This is a genomic window from Massilia putida, assembly GCF_001941825.1.
In the GTDB taxonomy this organism is placed as follows: Bacteria; Pseudomonadota; Gammaproteobacteria; order Burkholderiales; family Burkholderiaceae_D; genus Telluria; species Telluria putida.
In genome coordinates this window covers 5,431,987-5,447,764 of record NZ_CP019038.1, presented here as the reverse complement: position 1 = coordinate 5,447,764, position 15,778 = coordinate 5,431,987, and the positions used below count along the sequence as shown (strand labels likewise).

The window sequence follows — 15,778 nt, the reverse complement described above, 5'->3', positions numbered from 1 at the left end:
AAATTTCTTATTGGACATTTTTATTACCCCCGAAAAACAAAGTTTTTTTTGATGCCGGTGCGGTCACCAGCGCTGGACGAGCCGTCCTGGCTCAGAATTCTTCCCAATCGTCGCTGGCGGCTGCCGCTGCGACTTTCTTCGCCGTCGATGCCGGGGCATCGGCCCCACGTTCTTCCTGGACCGGCGCCTTGGCTTTTGCCGGACGCGGTGCCGGTTTCTTCAGCTGCGGCTTGGCTTGGGAGACGACCACGGCGCGGCTGGCAACGGCGGCCGGGGCCGGTGCGTCCGCGACCGCCGGCTCCTCGCCTTCGGCCAGCTTGAAGATGCTGACGACGCGCTGCAGTTCCGCGGCCTGATCCTGCAGGCTCTGGAAGGCGGCGGCCGCTTCTTCGACCAGCGCGGCGTTCTGCTGGGTCATGCCGTCCATCTCGATGATCGACAGGTTGACCTGTTCGATACCGGCGCTCTGTTCGGCGCTGGCGCTGGCGATGTCGCTCATGATGTCGGTCACGCGCTTGACGCTGGCGACGACCTCGTCCATCGTCTCGCCGGCTTGGCCGACGAGCTTGCTGCCGCGGCCGATCTTCTCGACGGAGTCGCCGATCAGCTGCTTGATTTCCTTGGCTGCCGCAGCGGAACGCTGGGCCAGGTTGCGCACTTCCGACGCGACGACGGCGAAGCCGCGGCCCTGTTCGCCGGCACGTGCGGCCTCGACGGCCGCGTTCAGCGCCAGGATGTTGGTCTGGAAGGCGATGCCGTCGATGACACCGATGATGTCGGCGATCTTGCTGGCCGAGCTATTGATCTCACCCATCGTGCCGACGACCTGCGACACCACTTCGCCGCCCTTGCGTGCCACGTCGGACGCGGTCGCAGCCAGGTGATTCGCTTCGCGGGCATTGTCCGCGTTCTGTTTCACGGTCGACGTCAGTTCTTCCATCGCCGACGCGGTCTTTTCCAGCGAGCTGGCTTGCAGTTCGGTACGCGACGACAGGTCGGTGTTGCCGGCTGCGATTTCACGCGACGCCGTGGTGATGGTGTGAGTGCCGCGACGCACTTGGCTGACGATGTCGACCAGGCTGTTGCGCATCTGCTTCATTTCGATCAGCAGACTGCCGCGATCCGTCGACTTGGTGTCGATGGCAATCGACAGGTCGCCTTCGGCGATGCTGCCGGCGATCTTGGCGGTATAGCCCGGCTCGCCACCCAGTTGTTTGAGCAGGCCGCGGGTGATGACGGTGGCGGCCAGGATACCGAGCGCCACGGCCAGACCCAGCAGCACGAGCATGAAGTTACGGGCGTTGGCGAAGGCGGCTTCGGCGTCGACCTGGGTCTGTGCGTTCAGCTTGTCTTCCAGGCTGCCCAGCTGGTCCAGCGCCTCCAGCCATTTTTTCTGGGCCGGACGGATTTCCTTGACCATCACGCGCGTAGCGTCCATCGCGTTATTGGCCAGATAGAGTTGCGAAGCCTTGGCGATGGCCGGCATGGCCGCGCCTTCGGCTTCTTTCACTTGGTTCAGCAGGGATTTCTCTTCAGCCGACGCTTCTTCCGAGAACTTGGCAGCCAGTTTTTGCTGGAAAGCCTCATACTTGGCGGTCTGTTCTTTGAAACGGTTCAGTTCCGGCTCCATGTCGGCCGGATCGGTCATCAGGGTCAGGGTGCGCAGCGACGTGACACGCTCGCTCACGTTGTTGCGCATGTCGACGACCAGACGGGTCACGACGTTGTTGACATTCACGACGTGGTCGAGCCGGTTCTGAATCTGCGCCATGCGCAGGACGCCGACAACGGTGACCATGACCAGCAGCACGAGCACGAGGGCAAAGCCCAGGCCCAGACGCACGCCGACCTTCATGTTTGCTAGATTCATTCCTTATCTTCCCTGTTTCAAGTGATCAGACTCGCAGGAGTGTCTGCGGCCCCGCGCTGTCTCTTTTTTGTTACGGAAAGTCCACCTTCCCTGTGGACTGACGCATTTCCGTCAGGATAAATCAAAACAGCGATTTGCAGACAGAAAACATGCACCGCTGTAATTATGTTTCACCACAACAACAGGATTAGATGTCGTGCAAGGAGAAGAGCCCAGATTATGCGGTCTATCCTTGCCTTCGGGCAAGGATAATGACGCAGTTGATTTCACAATTGCAACATTTTGTGTCGCTGATTTTGAACATTCCGGCCGCGTTCATACGGCCGGGGTAGGAAAAAACAATTCAAGCGGCCAGGCGCAGGCGGCCGGCGGCTTCGAGGAGGAGGTCGGGATTGCCTTCGGCGAGGCGGCGGGAATCGGACAGCAGTTGACGGAAGCTTCGCGCACCCGGCAGGCCGGCCATCAGGCCCAGCATGTGGCGCGTGATGCTGTTCAGGCGCAGGCCCAGCGGACCGTAACGTTCGAGCTCGGCACGGATATACGGGATCATCGCTTCCAGCACCTGTTCGCGCGACTTGGCCGGCGTCGCGTCGCCATAGAAACGGGCATCCCAGCCGGCCATCACGTACGGATTGTGATACGCCTCGCGCCCGATCATGACGCCGTCCACGTACTGCAAGTGGGTTGCGATGTCGTCGTCGGTCTTGATGCCGCCGTTGATGATGATCTCGAGGTCGGGGAATTCCCGTTTCAGCTGATAGGCCACTTCGTAGCGCAGCGGCGGGATCTCGCGGTTTTCCTTGGGCGACAGCCCCTTGAGTATGGCATTGCGTGCATGCACGATGAACGTCCGGCAGCCTGCATCGGCGATGGTGCCGATGAAATCGCGGACGAACCCGTATTCCTCGTTGTGGTCGATACCGATACGGTGCTTGACGGTAACGTCGATACTGACGGCGTCGCGCATCGCCTTCACGCAATCGGCGACGAGTTGCGGTTCCCGCATCAGACAGGCACCGAACGCGCCCTTCTGCACGCGCTCGGACGGACAGCCGCAGTTCAGGTTGATCTCGTCATAGCCCCACTGTTCACCCAGCTTCGCGCTCTTCGCGAGGTCGGCCGGGTCGCTGCCGCCCAGCTGCAGCGCGATCGGGTGCTCGACGTCGTCGTAACGCAGGTGGCGCTCGACGTCGCCATACACCAGGGCACCCGTCGTCACCATCTCTGTATACAACCACGTGTGTTTCGTGATCTGGCGGTGGAACACGCGGCAATGACGGTCCGTCCAGTCCATCATCGGGGCCGTACTTAAAGTTCGCTTGCGGTACTTCATTTTATCTATGTGTTTTTGTGCCCAGAGGTTGAGGAACCTCAAGCGCTGCGACGGGCACTGAATAGCCTGAATAGGCAGGGTATAGGTGATCTATTCGAATTATACGCGCTTGGAAAGCGTATCCGCTCTGTTGCTCCAGCGTCCACACGGACACCGTAGTGCTCGGCACAGTCACAGGACGTCGACGCCCTCGATCTGGATGGATGTGTCGCTCATGGGTTCCTCGATCGGCTTCGAACCATCCTAGGAACGGGCACGACCGGCGTCCAAGACCGATTGGAGCATCTCGCATACCTGCAAGGTATTAAGCGGCGCCCCTGCGCGCCCCTTCCTCAGGCGCTGCCGGGTTGCGGCGGGCGCTGCGCCAGTTCGTCGGCGGCCAGCGGGATCGACGCCTGCGCCAGCGCACGGAAACGGGCCAGCACGGGGCCGTCGTCGCCGCGCCGGAAATTCATGATCACGGGCGACACGACATCATCGTCCACGACCTTGCGGAACGCGACACTGCCGGCCCGCCCCTGGCAGGCCGACGCCGGGACCAGCGCGACACCAATGCCGGCGGCCACGAGGCCGAGCGCCGTCTGGATCTCGTTCGCCTCGCTGACGGCGGACGGACGCAGGCCGCGCCGCGCGAACAGGTCGAGCACCTGGTCGGCATAGCCAGGGCGCGGCCGTGCGGGATACACGAGCAATGCCTCGCGGGCCAGCGCGCCCAGGTCCACCGCGGCATGCCCGGCGAGCGGGTGCCCGGCCGGCATCGCCGCGAACAAGGGCTCGCGCAGCAGCGTCACGCATTCGATGTCCGGATCGTCGATCGGCAGCCGTCCGAACCCGACGTCGATCCGGCCGAGCTTCAGCGCCGCGGCCTGCTCCACCGACATGAGTTCCGTGAAGCCGGTCTCGACGTTGCATTCGGCCAGGCGGAACTGCCGGATCAGTTCAGGCAGCAGGCCGCACATCACGGACGGCACGAAGCCGATGCCGAACCAGACCTTCTGCCTGCGCGCCAGGCGCCGCGCGCCGTCCTCGATCTCGCACAAGCGCGACAGCACCTGGTACGTCTGTTCGTAGTAAAACTTGCCGGCGGCCGTGAGGGCGATGGGCCGCGATTCGCGGTCGATCAGCTCCACGCCCAGCATGTCCTCGAGCTGGCGGATCTGCCGGCTCAACGGTGGTTGCGCAATGTGCAGCAATTCGGCGGCACGGCTGAAGCTGAGCGTCTCCGCCACGGCGTGGAAGTAGCGCAGGTGGCGCAGTTCCAGCATGCGGGCAACCTAGGCCTGGTGCACGAGCGCGGCGCGCCCGATGCCGCGACCGAGCGCGAGCGCCGTTTTGCCCCCCAGGCCGAAATCGGTGTTGGGCAGGTCGGTGATGAAGACGCGCACGACGCCGGGGGCGACATCGATCGCACTGGAGACGGCGGCCGTCAGGCCCTCGATCAGGCGGACCTTCTGCGCATCCGTGCGGCCGGCGATCAGGAACGCCTGCAGCACGGCGCGCGGCGGCGTGGTCGCGGTCGCCGGCTTGCCGGCGATGCCGAAATGCGCGCGCGGGACTTCGTCGATGAGCACGCACACCGAATCGATGGGCGCGTCGACAGCCTCCACGACGGCGCCGGTGATCCGCGCGATCAAGCATTCCTTCTGAGCGGCGGAATGACCCGCCATGATGTGTGCCTGGATGGTTGGCATTGCTTTCCTTTCAGATGTCGTCGCCAGTGTACGGCGCTCGCGTCTACACCACAATGCGCAGAATCGCGGACGCGCTACGCGCAAACCGCATGGCCCCTAAAGAAATCACCTAGCGCCGAACATCGTACGCATGGCACCGCGCAGCCAGGCGATACCGGCATCGGCGGCGAAGCGCGTGTGCAGGTGCAACTTGACCTCGATCGGAGGCAGTTCGAACGGCAGAGGCAACAGACGGAAGCCGCGTGAGCGGTTGAAGCGCTCGGCGATGCTGCGCGGGAAGATCACGGCGAGGTCGGTACTGCGCACGATCTCGGGCGCCGCCGTGAAATGCGGCAGGTTCAGGACGATGTTGCGTTTGATATCCATCCGGTCGAACCATTTTTCGGTCAGGCCATGACCCGTCGCGCTGCTGTCGGCGAACATGAAGCGCAAGCCGTCCAGGCGCTCGCGGGTCAACGTGCGCCCGACGAGCGGGTGACCGGCACGGACCATGCAGATGTGCTCGTCTTGGAACAACGTCTCGGCCACGCAGTCGCCCGACAGGCCCGGCACGTAGCCCACCGCCAGATCGATCTCGCCCGAACGCATGCCGCTCTCGACGTTCGCGAGCGGCACCGGAACGATGTCCAGGCGTATCCCGGGCGCGCTGTTCTGGAACTCGGCCAGCAGGGGCGGCAGAAAATAAAACGCCGACATGTCGGACATGGAGATACGGAAGCGCCGCGTGGACGTGGCCGCGTCGAACCCGGCGTGGCGCTGCATCGCGCCGTAGATCAGGTCCAGCGCGCGGTCGATGGGATCGTGCAGCCGTATCGCCGCTCCGGTCGGCTGCATGCCCTCCGCGGTGCGCACGAACAGGGGGTCCTGGAAGACGTCGCGCAGGCGCTTCAGGCAGTGGCTGACGGCCGGTTGCGAGAGCGCCAGACGGTCGGCGGCCAGCGTCAGGCTGTGCGTATCCCAGATCGCCAGGAAGACGCGCATCAGATTGAGGTCGACCGTTCCCGTATTCATTTCCAGCATAGTGCGCATTCCCAATCTTCATTTGACGATGCTTCGAGGCAGCACCTATCGTGCTTCATGACGCCTTATTTATTCTAAGTCACAGGAGCCACAGTTGAGTGCATTTTGGGATCGCATCCGCGTCGACGAATCGGCCGGGACCATCTTCGACGGCGACCGCCGTTACCTGCTCATGCGGCCGGACGTGCTGATGGGGATGCTGCACGAACTGCCGGCCGACATGCACGCCACGGTATTGACCGCGCTCGGGCGGTCGGCGCGCAAACACGGCGGCAAGAGCGTCGCCGCTTACCTGCATGCGGAAGGGCCGGCACGCCTGCAGCAAAGCGTCATCGATGGCGCCGCCGCGTTCGGCTGGGGCAAGTGGCGCATCACGCAGCGCGACGGCAACACCGAGCTCGAGGTGGAGAACAGCCCCTTCGCGGCCGGGTACGGGCCTTCCGGGGAGCCCGTCTGCGCGCCTGTCGGCGGCATCTTCCACAGCCTGGCCCAGGCACTGATGGGCGGCGCCGTGCAGGTCACGGAAACGCAGTGCGCCGCGCGCGGCGCCACGTCCTGCCGCTTCGTCGCGCGCAGCGCCGGCCCCGACCGGAACCCGCAATCGCCTGGCGACCTCACGGTCCAGGCCCTGTCGCAATAACCCAGTTTATCCAGAGGAGACCTCATGAACACGTCCACACTGTTGCAACCCGCAGCCCGCACGGGCGCGACTTCCGGCATCGTGCCGTCCGCCCCCCGTACGCCCGCCACGCTGGACGACGTGCTTGCCGAAGTCGGACAGCGCAAGGAGCAATTCACCGAGCTGGGCCACGTGCCCCGCGACATGGTCGAGCGGTTCAAGCAGGCCGGCATCTACCGTGCCGGCACGCCGCGCTGCTTCGGCGGCGACGCGCTGCCGCCCGCCGACTTCCTGCGCATCGTCGCGCGCATCGCGTCGGTCGACGGCTCGGCGGCCTGGGTCGCCAGCTTCGGCTCCGCCAACACGTACCTGGCCTCCTTGCCGAAGGAAACGCAGGCGAAGATCTATGCCACGGGTCCCGACCAGGTTTTCGCGGGTGCGTTGTATCCGCCACAGCCGGCCGCCCGCGACGGCGACGGCTGGCGCGTCACCGGCCAGTGGAAGTTCGCCAGCGGCTGCATGGGCGCCAGCTGGCTGGGCGTGGGCATCGGCGGCGGGCCGGGCGTCAAGCCGCTCGCGGCGATCCTGCCGGCCGACCAGGTGCAGATCGTGGAAAACTGGAACGTGGTCGGACTGGAAGGCACGGGCAGCCACGACCTGCGCGTGACGGACAAGTATGTCGCGGACGAATGGACATTCTCGCGCGGCGGCGCGGTGGTCATCGACGAGCCGCTGTACCGCTATCCGGCGACCTGCTACCAGGCCCAGGTGCACGCCGCCGTCAACCTCGGACTTGCGCAGGCCGCGCTCGCGATCGTGAACGACATGTCGGCTGGCAAGATCACCACGACCGGTGCGCCGCGCATGGCCGACCGCGCCTACTTCCGGATCGAACTGGCGAAGGCCGAAGCGGCGTACCACAGCGCCCGCGCATTCTTCTTCGAGAGCGCGGAGGCCGTGTACGCCGCCATCGTCGCCGGCGACGAGGTGACGGCGCAACAGATCAGCACCCTGAAGCTGAGCGCAACGCACGCGGCGCAGGTCTCGGCCGACGCCATCCGGACCGCGTACCGGCTCGGCGGCATGGCCAGCATCTACAGCACGCATCCCCTGCAGCGGATCGTGCGTGATTCGATGGTGGTCACGCAGCATGCCTTCCTCAGCAGCGGCAACTACGACGGTGCCGGCGCCGTGCTGACGGGCGTTCCCCCCTTCCCCGGCTACCTGTGAGGACGCCATGGATACGACATCCCTGAACGAGGAACTGCGCCTGCGCTTCCGCAACGCCATGGCGAACCTGCCGGCCGCCGTCAACATCGTCACGACGGCCGGCCCCGCCGGCCGGTGCGGCGTCACCGCGACCGCCGTGTGCTCCGTCAGCGACACGCCGCCCACGCTGCTGTTCTGCCTGAACCGCAACAGCACCACGCTGTCGGCGTTCGCGCAGAACCGTCACCTGTGCGTCAACGTGCTGCCGGCCGAATGCGACGAACTCGCGAAGCATTTTGCCGGCATGAGCGGGCTGTCGATGGAGGACCGTTTCGCCGCGGCCGACTGGACTACCGACGGCATCACGGTACCCCGGCTGCACGGCGCGCTCGTCAGCCTGGCCGGACGCGTGGTCGACATGACGGAAGTGGGAACGCATGCCGTGATCTACGCACAGGTCGACGACATCGTGATCCGCCCGGACGCCGACGCGCTGGTGTATTTCGACCGCACGTTCCGCCGCGTCATGCGGCAGGCCGACGGCCAGGCGGCCTGAGCCGGACTATCCGCCGGATTCATGCGCCCCATGCGTTCTACCGATTTGATCCGCCGGTACCCCGACCCTAGAATCGGGTCGGTATCGGTGCCAGACAACCACTAGACAGATAACCAACCAACGGGGAGACCTTGTATGAAACCTGTATCGTGTATTCGTTTGACCGCCATCGCTGCGGCCTTGGCGCTGCCGCTTGCCGTATCGGCCGCGGACCTCAAGCTCGGCTTCATCACGTCGCTGTCGGGGCCGTCCTCGTCCCTGGGCATCCCCTACGGCAAAGGACTGCAGGCGGGCGTCGCCTACCGGCCGGACGTCGACGGCAAGAAGGTGGAGGTGATCCAGCTCGACGACGCGTCGGACCCGACCACCGCCGCCCGCGATGCCCGCAAGCTGGTGGTGGAAGACAAGGTCGACGCGCTGATCGGCACTGCGGGCACGCCGTCGGGGCTGGCGATCAACGGCGTGGCGCGCGAGCTCAACGTCCCGTTCATTTCGATCGCACAGGCCAAGGTCGAAGGCGAGAACGGCGCCTGGATGGTGACCGTGCCGCAATCGACGCCGCTGATGGTCGATGCTGTCGTGGCCCACATGAAGCGCAACGGCGTCAAAAGCGTCGCCTACATCGGCTTCTCGGACGCCTGGGGCGACATCGTCTACGACGCGCTCGTCTCCGCCGCCAAGGCCAACGGCATTAAGGTGCTGACGAACGAACGCTACGCGCGCAACGACAGCTCGGTGACCGGACAGGTCCTCAAGATCGTCGCCGCCCGCCCCGACGCCGTCCTCACCGGCACGTCCGGCACGCCCGGCGCCCTGCCCTACCTGGCGCTGAAGCAGCGCGGCTACAACGGCAAGATCTACGGCACGCACGGCATCATCAACCCGGATTTCATCCGCATCGGCGGCAACGCACTGGAGGGCCTGTACGCGCCCACCGGCCCGGTCGTGGTGGCGGAACAGCTGCCGGCCAATAATGCGTCGCGCAAGATCTCGCTCGACTTCCGCAATGTCTACAAGCAGACCTTCAAGACCGATGCGACCGACGCATTCGCGCCGTACGCCTTCGACGCATGGCTGATCTTCACCGATGCGGCGCAGCGCGCGATGAAGAAGGCCCAGCCGGGCACGCCGCAGTTCCGCGCCACCCTGCGCGAAGCTATCCAGGGCGGCGGCGAAGTGGTCGGCACGCAGGGCGTGTACAACTATCGCGCGGATCATCGCTTCAATTCGGATCCGCGCTCGGTCGTGATGGTCAAGCTCGAAAAAGGCCAGTGGAAATACGTGCCCTGACGAAGTCGCGTGCCCAGGCACGCTGACGGTCGCACATATGCGAACGCCGCCGGATTTCCGGCGGCGTTTGTCGTTTTGCGAGTGCCGGCCGCGGCGGCCGGCCCCTTTCGCATCAGTCGTCGGTGCCGCCGCCCAGGTAGGTGGCGTGGATCCGCGGATCGCGGATCAGTTCCTGCGAGGTCCCGGCGAGCGAGACTTCGCCGAGTTCCAGGACAATGCCGCGATCCGAGCTGCGCAATGCGGCCAGCGCGTTCTGCTCGACGAGGATGATCGAGATGCCGTCGTCGCGCAGGCTGCGCACGATGGCGAGGATCTCGGTCACGATCAGCGGGGCGAGGCCCAGGCTGGGTTCGTCCAGCATCAGGACGCGCGGTTCGGACATCAAAGCCCGTCCGAGCGCCAGCATCTGCCGCTCGCCGCCGGACAGCGTGTTGGAACGCTGCGTGCGGCGCTCGGCCAGGCGCGGGAAGCGATGGTAGACCCGGTCGAGCTTGCGCTTGCGCGATGCCGCGGAATCGCGGCGGCTGTAACTGCCCAGTAGCAGGTTATCCAGCACCGACATGTCGCCGAACAGCTCGCGCTGCTCCGGCACGAGGCACAGTCCGCGCTCGACCCGCGACTCGACGTCGATGCCGTCCAGCGATTCGCCGTCCATGCGGACGACGCCACGTGCCGGCAGCAGGCCGACCGCCGCGGCCAGCATGCTCGTCTTGCCGGCACCGTTCGGACCGATGACGGAAACGATCTCGTTGGGCATCAGCTTCAGCGAGATGCCGCGTACCGCCTCCACTTGTCCGTAATTGACTTGCAGATGTTCGATTTCAAGGATGGGGCTCACGCTTTTTCTCCAATACGGGCAAGGGGCACGGCCGCTTCGGCTGCGCCGTGATCGCCGTTGTGATCGTCGAGGGCGGCCGGATCGCCGCCCAGGTAGGCGGCCTGCACGCGCGCATCGCGCCGCACGGCCGCGGGTTCGCCTTCCATCAGCTTGCTGCCGAAATTCATCACGACGAGGCGGTCGACCAGCTTCATCACGAAGTCCATGTCGTGTTCGACGATCATGATGGTGACGCCGTCACGGCGCAGTTGGTTCAGCAGCACCGCCAATTCCTGTTTTTCCCCATGGCGCAGGCCGGCTGCGGGTTCGTCGAGGATCAGCATGACAGGGTCGACCATCAGCGCCCGCGCGATCTCCAGCAGGCGCTGCGTGCCCAGCGGCAGCGCGCCTGCCAGTTCGTGCTCGCGTCCGCCGAGACCGATGCGGGCGAGCTGGGTGCGCGCCTCCTGGAAGATCTGCGCCTCCTCGCGCTTGTCCAGGCCGAGGCCGGCGGCGACCAGGCCGCACGACGTCCTGCCATGCGCACCGAGGGCGACGTTGTCGAGCAGGGTCATCTGGGGACGCAGCTTGACGTGCTGGAAAGTCCGCGCCATGCCGAGCTGGGCGATCTGGCGCTGCGACATCTTCGTCACGTCGCGATCCATGAAGGACACGGTGCCGGAAGTGAGCTGGATGGCGCCGGTCAGCAGGTTGAACATCGTCGATTTGCCGGCACCGTTCGGTCCGATCAGGCCGACGATCTCGCCGGCCGCAATGTCGAAACTGACCTCGTTGACGGCGACCAGGCCACCGAAGCGGCGCATCACTTTCCTTGCGCTGAGGATGATCTTGCCGGCGGGGGGCAGCGCCCGTCTGGAGAGCGGCGGCACGTCCGGGCCGACGTGGACGTCCCGGCGAGACAATGGACGGCCGTGACGGGCGGCGATCTTCAGCACGTAACCGCACAGCCCTGCTCGTGCATGGTGCAATAACAGCAGGAACAGGAGACTGAAGGCGATCACTTCCATCTGGGAGCCGCGGTCCGACAGCAGCGGGAGTACGTCCTGCAGAACATTACGCAGCAGGATCACGATGGCTGAACCGACGACCGCGCCGAACAATTGCAGCAGGCCGCCCACGACCGCCATCAGCAGGTAATTGATGCTGCCGTGGACGTCGAACGTCGTCGGGCTGACGTAACGGTTGTTGTGGGCATACAGCCAACCTGCCAGCGCCGCGAGGAGCGCCGAGTAGACGAACAGTTTCAGGCGCAACTGGTAGCCGTCCGCGCCGACGCTGGCCAGCAGGCCGTTACCGCCACGCAGGCTGCGCATTGCCCTGCCCTGGCGCGACTGCAGCAAGTTGCTGCTGAACAGGTAAGCGAGTCCCACCATGCCCCAGATCAGGTAGTACATCGCGCCGGGGGCGGCCAGCGAGAAGCCCGCCACATGGACCGGCGCGATATTGGTAATGCCGGTATGGCTGCCGAGCGCCTCGATATTGCTCAGCACCAGCGGCACGGACAGGCCCCATGCGATCGTACTGATCGGCAGGTAATGGCTGCCGAGCCGCAGCGTCAGCATGCCGATGGCGGTCGCCGCGACGCCGGTCGTCAGCAACGCGAAGGGCAGGCCCAGCCATGGCGATAACCCCTCCATGGTCGACAGCCATGCCGTCGAATACGCGGCAATGCCGACGAATGCCGCCTGGCCGAAAGACGTCACGCCGCCCACGCCCGTCAGCATCACGAGCCCGAGGGCCACCATCGCGCCGATGCCGATGTCGTTCATCAGGCCGAGTCCGAAATTGCCCAAGGCCAGCGGCAACAGGCACAGCGCCGCCACGACGGCGTACGGCGCCCAGCGAAACATATGATGGCCGTTCATTGGTTGATCTCCTCGACGTCGTCTTCCGAATGGACCGCATAGTAGGAGCGGACCAGCAACACGGGAATGAGCGCGCTGAACACGATCACGTCCTTCAGCGCGCCGCTCCAGAACGAACCGAAGCTTTCCAGCACCCCGACCGCGAGTGCGCCGACGGCTGTCAGCGGATAACTGCTCAGGCCGCCGATGATCGCCGCGACGAACGCCTTCAGGCCGATGGTGAAGCCGGCGTCGTAGTACAGGGGCGTGATCGGCGCGATGAGAACCCCGACGAGACCGGCCAGCAACGATGCGCACAGATAGGCCATCAGCGCGGTGCGCGCCGGCCGCACGCCGACCAGGCGCGCGCCGACGCGGTTTACCGCCGTGGCGCGCAGCGCCTTGCCGATCAGCGTGTACTCGAAGAACAGGTAGAACATCAGGCCCAGCACGCCGGCCGCGCCCACCATCAGCAGGGTCTGCATGGAGACGGAAAAGGTCTCGCCCAGATTCCACGTGCCGTCCAGCAGGGCCTGCGTGCGATATCCCTCCGGCCCGAAGACCATCAGGCCGAGCCCCGCGAACAGGAAGTGCATGACCAGCGCCGCCATCAGCAACGCCAGCGACGACGCGTCGGCGATCGGCTGCAGCAGGATGCGTGCCGCCAGGGGGGCGATCGGCACCACCAGCAGGATGGCGCAGAGTACCTTGAGCGGCGCCGGCGCGTGCATGGCCAGCAATGCCCACGCCGCGCCGCAGGGCACGAGCGGCAACAGTCCCCAGCCGGCCACGGCCGCGGGCAGGCGCTTGTACTCGCGCGCCCGGACGAGCCGGACGATTTCAAGAACGGCGGCGATCGCCGCCAGCAGGGCCACCATCCAGACGGTGGGCGGCAGACGGTCCATTTCGAAAGCGGCCAGGCTGAGCGCCGCGAACACCGCCACGTCGCCAAAGGGCACGAAGACGACGCGGGTCACGGAAAAAACCAGCACCATCCCGATTCCCGCCAATAGGTAGATTGCACCATTTGCAATCCCGTCCGTTAAAAGTATCAATATCACACTGCTGTCCATCGTCTCTCCAAGAAACTATTGCCAAACATGTTTTCAATTAATACGTCAATCGATCACACAAACAAATCGATATCCGTATAAAGAAGTTGGTAATACTTCTGTGGATACTATTCGGCGATATCGATTAAATCAAATTCGTACGGCGAATAAGGACAATGAATTCAACGAATTAACCAGCATGGTGCACGACGGGCAGACGCACCGGAGCGGCGCAGGCCGCGCGCGTTATAGCAAGAAAAACGTCGGAGCGTAAATCAGCGTCATGGATGTGTTGCATGCGTCCCATCGATTGGCTTTGATAAAACCCCGTAAATAAGATTGCCGGGCAACCTCATAATATTTACACGCCAATGGAGATGGAATTAATGAACAAGAAGTTGCTCGCACTGTTTCCCAGCACGATCTGCATGTTGATCGGCACGGGCCAAGCCAGGGCCGACCAGGTCCAGATTTACGGATTGGTCGACGCCGGCTTGACCCGGTATTCGGATTCGGCCGACAGCACCGGCAAGGACACCGGCGTGTTCACGAAAATGGACACGGGTGTGGCCAACGCGAACCGGATCGGCTTCCGCGGCACCGAACAGCTCGGCGATGGGCTGAACGCATTCTTCACGCTGGAGACCGGCTTCACGCTCGACGACGGCGCCCTTGGCCAGGGCGGCGCCATTTTCGGCCGCCAGGCGTTCCTCGGCATCAATGGGCGATATGGCAGCATCAGCGTCGGGCGGCATTACGATTTCATGGTCAATGAAAACGCCTATTCCACCGGTGGCGTCACGCCGGCCGGCCTGCTCGCGTTCGGCCTGCACGCCAGCCCGCGCACGGGCTACGTGCTGAACGACCGCATCTATGCCGGCGACCGCGTCAACAACTCCGTCAAGTTCCAGAGCCAGAAGTTCGGCGGCTGGTCGTTCGGTGCGCTGTATGGCCTGGGCGAGGTCGCGGGAAACAATGTCGCGAGCCGGGCCTACAGCGCCCGGGTGGGCTACGACGACGGCCCCGTCAGCGCCGGATTCGCCCTCACCGACCTGCGGGATCCGACGGGCGCGTTTTCGACCCGCATCTACGGCCTCGGCGGCAGCTACAAGTTCGGGGCCGTCCGCGCCTATGGCTTGCTGACCGAGGTGAGCAACAATAACGGCAGGTATCGCAAGGTCGACACCGTGGATCTCGGCGTCACCTGGACGGCCGCGCGGCAACTCGAATTGTCCGCGGGCGTGCAGCACCAGCGCCGCAACAACGGCATCGGCAGCGCGGACCAGTTGACCCTGGTCGCCGACTATCGGTTGTCGGCGCGTACCGACGTGTACGCGACCGCCGCGTTCCTGCGCGACCGCGGCTATCCGGCCCAGACCACGGCCGCGGTCGGGGTGCCGGCTGCCGGCGGCACGCAGAACGCGCTGCGGGCCGCCATTCGCCACACGTTCTGACCCTTACGCCTGGCGGCCGTAGTCCTGCAGCAGGTCGGTGATGGCCTGGCGCATCCAGCGGCTACCGATGTCGCCGGCGAAGTCCTGATGCCAGTGCAGTGTCACTTCGACTGCGGGGATCGCGATGGGCAGTTCGTACACCGCGAACTGCCCGTTCGCATTGAACAGCCGCGCGATCCGCGACGGCACGGTCACGGCCAGGTCGGACCGCGCCAGGATGCTCGGCAGGACGGAAAAATGCGGAATATCGAGCGCGATCGGCCGGGCGAGGCCGTGGGCGCGAAAGATGTCGTCGAGCTGGGCGTGACTGCTCTCGGCCGACTGCACCTGGACATGCGACAGCGCCATGAACTCGTCGACGGTCAGCGCCTGGTGTCCCGGCAGGCCTGGCCGCTTGCGCGTCAGGCACACATAAGTCTCGCTGAACAGCAGCGTATGGCAGGTCGACGATTTCAGCATCGGCAGATGGCCGATCGCGAAGTCGAGCTGCCCGGTGCGCAACGCTTCCTCGATCGATTCCTTCGGTACCTGCTCCACATGGATACGCGCCAGCGGCGCCTGTTCGCGCATGTATTCGCACAGGGGCGGGAGAAACACCATTTCCGCCGCATCCGTCATCGACAGCGAAAACGCGCGGGTCGTGCTGGACGGCTCGAACTGCTCGGCGTAGCTGAGCGCATCCTGCACGGCCTGCAGCGCGCGTGCGATCGGCTTGGCGAGCTCCAGCGCGGAAGGCGTCGGCTGCATCCCCGTCCTGGTGCGGATGAACAGCGGGTCGTTGAAGATCGCCCGCAAGCGCCGCAACGCGTAGCTCACGGCCGGCTGCGACAGGTGCAGGCGTTCGCCGGCCAGCGTGAGGCTTTGTTCCTCGGCGATGGCCTGGAACACGCGCAGCAGGTTCAAGTCCATGTTCGCAAGCGTCGTCATACCAAAATCCATGAGATTGATGATGAAGATATCTTACATCAATTTGATCTATGCGAAACGCGCACTTAGAATGAA

At 64.8% G+C, this 15,778-nt stretch carries 14 protein-coding genes; 5 read left to right on the top strand and 9 right to left on the bottom strand.

Going from position 1 to position 15,778, the window contains the following annotated elements:
- Positions 1-91: 91 nt before the first annotated feature.
- The 5 genes from BVG12_RS26365 to BVG12_RS26345 all read right to left on the bottom strand — a co-directional run bounded on the left by BVG12_RS26365 (position 92) and on the right by BVG12_RS26345 (position 5,914).
- Positions 92-1,870, bottom strand: a complete 1,779-nt coding sequence (locus tag BVG12_RS26365) for a methyl-accepting chemotaxis protein (protein WP_229503718.1) — start codon at positions 1,868-1,870, stop codon at positions 92-94.
- Positions 1,871-2,213: 343 nt separating this feature from the next.
- On the bottom strand, positions 2,214-3,203 hold the full coding sequence (gene dusA / locus BVG12_RS26360; protein ID WP_075794991.1) for a tRNA dihydrouridine(20/20a) synthase DusA: 990 nt from the start codon (positions 3,201-3,203) through the stop codon (positions 2,214-2,216).
- 332 nt (positions 3,204-3,535) lie between these two features.
- The gene (locus tag BVG12_RS26355; RefSeq protein ID WP_370662816.1) at positions 3,536-4,468 is read right to left on the bottom strand and encodes a LysR family transcriptional regulator; all 933 of its coding nucleotides are present in this window, start codon (positions 4,466-4,468) and stop codon (positions 3,536-3,538) included.
- A 9-nt stretch (positions 4,469-4,477) separates the two neighbouring features.
- Positions 4,478-4,894 carry a 2-hydroxymuconate tautomerase family protein gene (locus BVG12_RS26350; protein WP_075794990.1) on the bottom strand — a complete coding sequence of 139 codons (417 nt, stop codon included), beginning with the start codon at positions 4,892-4,894 and terminating at the stop codon, positions 4,478-4,480.
- A 105-nt stretch (positions 4,895-4,999) separates the two neighbouring features.
- Positions 5,000-5,914: a LysR family transcriptional regulator gene (locus BVG12_RS26345; protein ID WP_075794989.1), complete on the bottom strand. Its 915-nt coding sequence runs from the start codon at positions 5,912-5,914 to the stop codon at positions 5,000-5,002.
- Positions 5,915-6,008: 94 nt separating this feature from the next.
- Here BVG12_RS26345 and BVG12_RS26340 point away from each other — a divergent pair, with 94 nt between their 5' ends.
- The 4 genes from BVG12_RS26340 to BVG12_RS26325 all read left to right on the top strand — a co-directional run bounded on the left by BVG12_RS26340 (position 6,009) and on the right by BVG12_RS26325 (position 9,588).
- Positions 6,009-6,554 (top strand): V4R domain-containing protein, encoded by a 546-nt coding sequence (locus tag BVG12_RS26340; RefSeq protein WP_075794988.1) that lies wholly within the window; start codon positions 6,009-6,011, stop codon positions 6,552-6,554.
- A gap of 24 nt (positions 6,555-6,578) precedes the next feature.
- Positions 6,579-7,763 carry an acyl-CoA dehydrogenase family protein gene (locus BVG12_RS26335; RefSeq protein ID WP_075794987.1) on the top strand — a complete coding sequence of 395 codons (1,185 nt, stop codon included), beginning with the start codon at positions 6,579-6,581 and terminating at the stop codon, positions 7,761-7,763.
- A gap of 7 nt (positions 7,764-7,770) precedes the next feature.
- Entirely contained in the window at positions 7,771-8,298 is a 528-nt protein-coding gene (locus tag BVG12_RS26330; protein ID WP_075794986.1) for a flavin reductase, read from the top strand.
- Positions 8,299-8,433: 135 nt separating this feature from the next.
- Complete coding sequence (locus BVG12_RS26325; RefSeq protein ID WP_075794985.1) at positions 8,434-9,588, top strand: ABC transporter substrate-binding protein; 1,155 nt, start codon at positions 8,434-8,436, stop codon at positions 9,586-9,588.
- Positions 9,589-9,700: 112 nt separating this feature from the next.
- On the opposite strand, the gene BVG12_RS26320 is transcribed toward BVG12_RS26325, so the two are convergent.
- Genes BVG12_RS26320 through BVG12_RS26310 form a run of 3 tightly spaced genes read right to left on the bottom strand, consistent with a single transcriptional unit; the run spans position 9,701 to position 13,343 of the window.
- Positions 9,701-10,426, bottom strand: a complete 726-nt coding sequence (locus BVG12_RS26320; protein ID WP_075794984.1) for an ABC transporter ATP-binding protein — start codon at positions 10,424-10,426, stop codon at positions 9,701-9,703.
- Positions 10,423-12,291, bottom strand: a complete 1,869-nt coding sequence (locus BVG12_RS26315) for a branched-chain amino acid ABC transporter ATP-binding protein/permease (protein ID WP_083685432.1) — start codon at positions 12,289-12,291, stop codon at positions 10,423-10,425. The genes BVG12_RS26320 and BVG12_RS26315 overlap by 4 nt, the downstream gene beginning before the upstream one ends.
- A complete protein-coding gene (locus BVG12_RS26310; protein WP_075794982.1) occupies positions 12,288-13,343 on the bottom strand; it encodes a branched-chain amino acid ABC transporter permease in 1,056 nt (351 codons plus the stop codon). Before BVG12_RS26310 ends, BVG12_RS26315 begins: the two co-directional genes overlap by 4 nt.
- Before the next feature lie 365 nt (positions 13,344-13,708).
- On the opposite strand from BVG12_RS26310, the gene BVG12_RS26305 reads away from it, so the two are divergent.
- Positions 13,709-14,776 (top strand): porin, encoded by a 1,068-nt coding sequence (locus BVG12_RS26305; protein WP_075794981.1) that lies wholly within the window; start codon positions 13,709-13,711, stop codon positions 14,774-14,776.
- Between the two features lie 3 nt (positions 14,777-14,779).
- Here the strand turns inward: BVG12_RS26305 and BVG12_RS26300 are convergent, their stop codons facing one another.
- On the bottom strand, positions 14,780-15,703 hold the full coding sequence (locus tag BVG12_RS26300; protein ID WP_075794980.1) for a LysR family transcriptional regulator: 924 nt from the start codon (positions 15,701-15,703) through the stop codon (positions 14,780-14,782).
- Positions 15,704-15,778 lie beyond the last annotated feature (75 nt).

Bases quoted from the DNA above. Each gene is read 5' to 3' on its own strand.
- BVG12_RS26365 (WP_229503718.1), bottom strand. From the start codon at position 1,870: ATGAATCTAGCAAACATGAAGGTCGGCGTGCGTCTGGGCCTGGGCTTT.
- dusA (WP_075794991.1), bottom strand. From the start codon at position 3,203: ATGAAGTACCGCAAGCGAACTTTAAGTACGGCCCCGATGATGGACTGG.
- BVG12_RS26355 (WP_370662816.1), bottom strand. From the start codon at position 4,468: ATGCTGGAACTGCGCCACCTGCGCTACTTCCACGCCGTGGCGGAGACG.
- BVG12_RS26350 (WP_075794990.1), bottom strand. From the start codon at position 4,894: ATGCCAACCATCCAGGCACACATCATGGCGGGTCATTCCGCCGCTCAG.
- BVG12_RS26345 (WP_075794989.1), bottom strand. From the start codon at position 5,914: ATGCTGGAAATGAATACGGGAACGGTCGACCTCAATCTGATGCGCGTC.
- BVG12_RS26335 (WP_075794987.1), top strand. From the start codon at position 6,579: ATGAACACGTCCACACTGTTGCAACCCGCAGCCCGCACGGGCGCGACT.
- BVG12_RS26330 (WP_075794986.1), top strand. From the start codon at position 7,771: ATGGATACGACATCCCTGAACGAGGAACTGCGCCTGCGCTTCCGCAAC.
- BVG12_RS26325 (WP_075794985.1), top strand. From the start codon at position 8,434: ATGAAACCTGTATCGTGTATTCGTTTGACCGCCATCGCTGCGGCCTTG.
- BVG12_RS26315 (WP_083685432.1), bottom strand. From the start codon at position 12,291: ATGAACGGCCATCATATGTTTCGCTGGGCGCCGTACGCCGTCGTGGCG.
- BVG12_RS26310 (WP_075794982.1), bottom strand. From the start codon at position 13,343: ATGGACAGCAGTGTGATATTGATACTTTTAACGGACGGGATTGCAAAT.
- BVG12_RS26305 (WP_075794981.1), top strand. From the start codon at position 13,709: ATGAACAAGAAGTTGCTCGCACTGTTTCCCAGCACGATCTGCATGTTG.
- BVG12_RS26300 (WP_075794980.1), bottom strand. From the start codon at position 15,703: ATGACGACGCTTGCGAACATGGACTTGAACCTGCTGCGCGTGTTCCAG.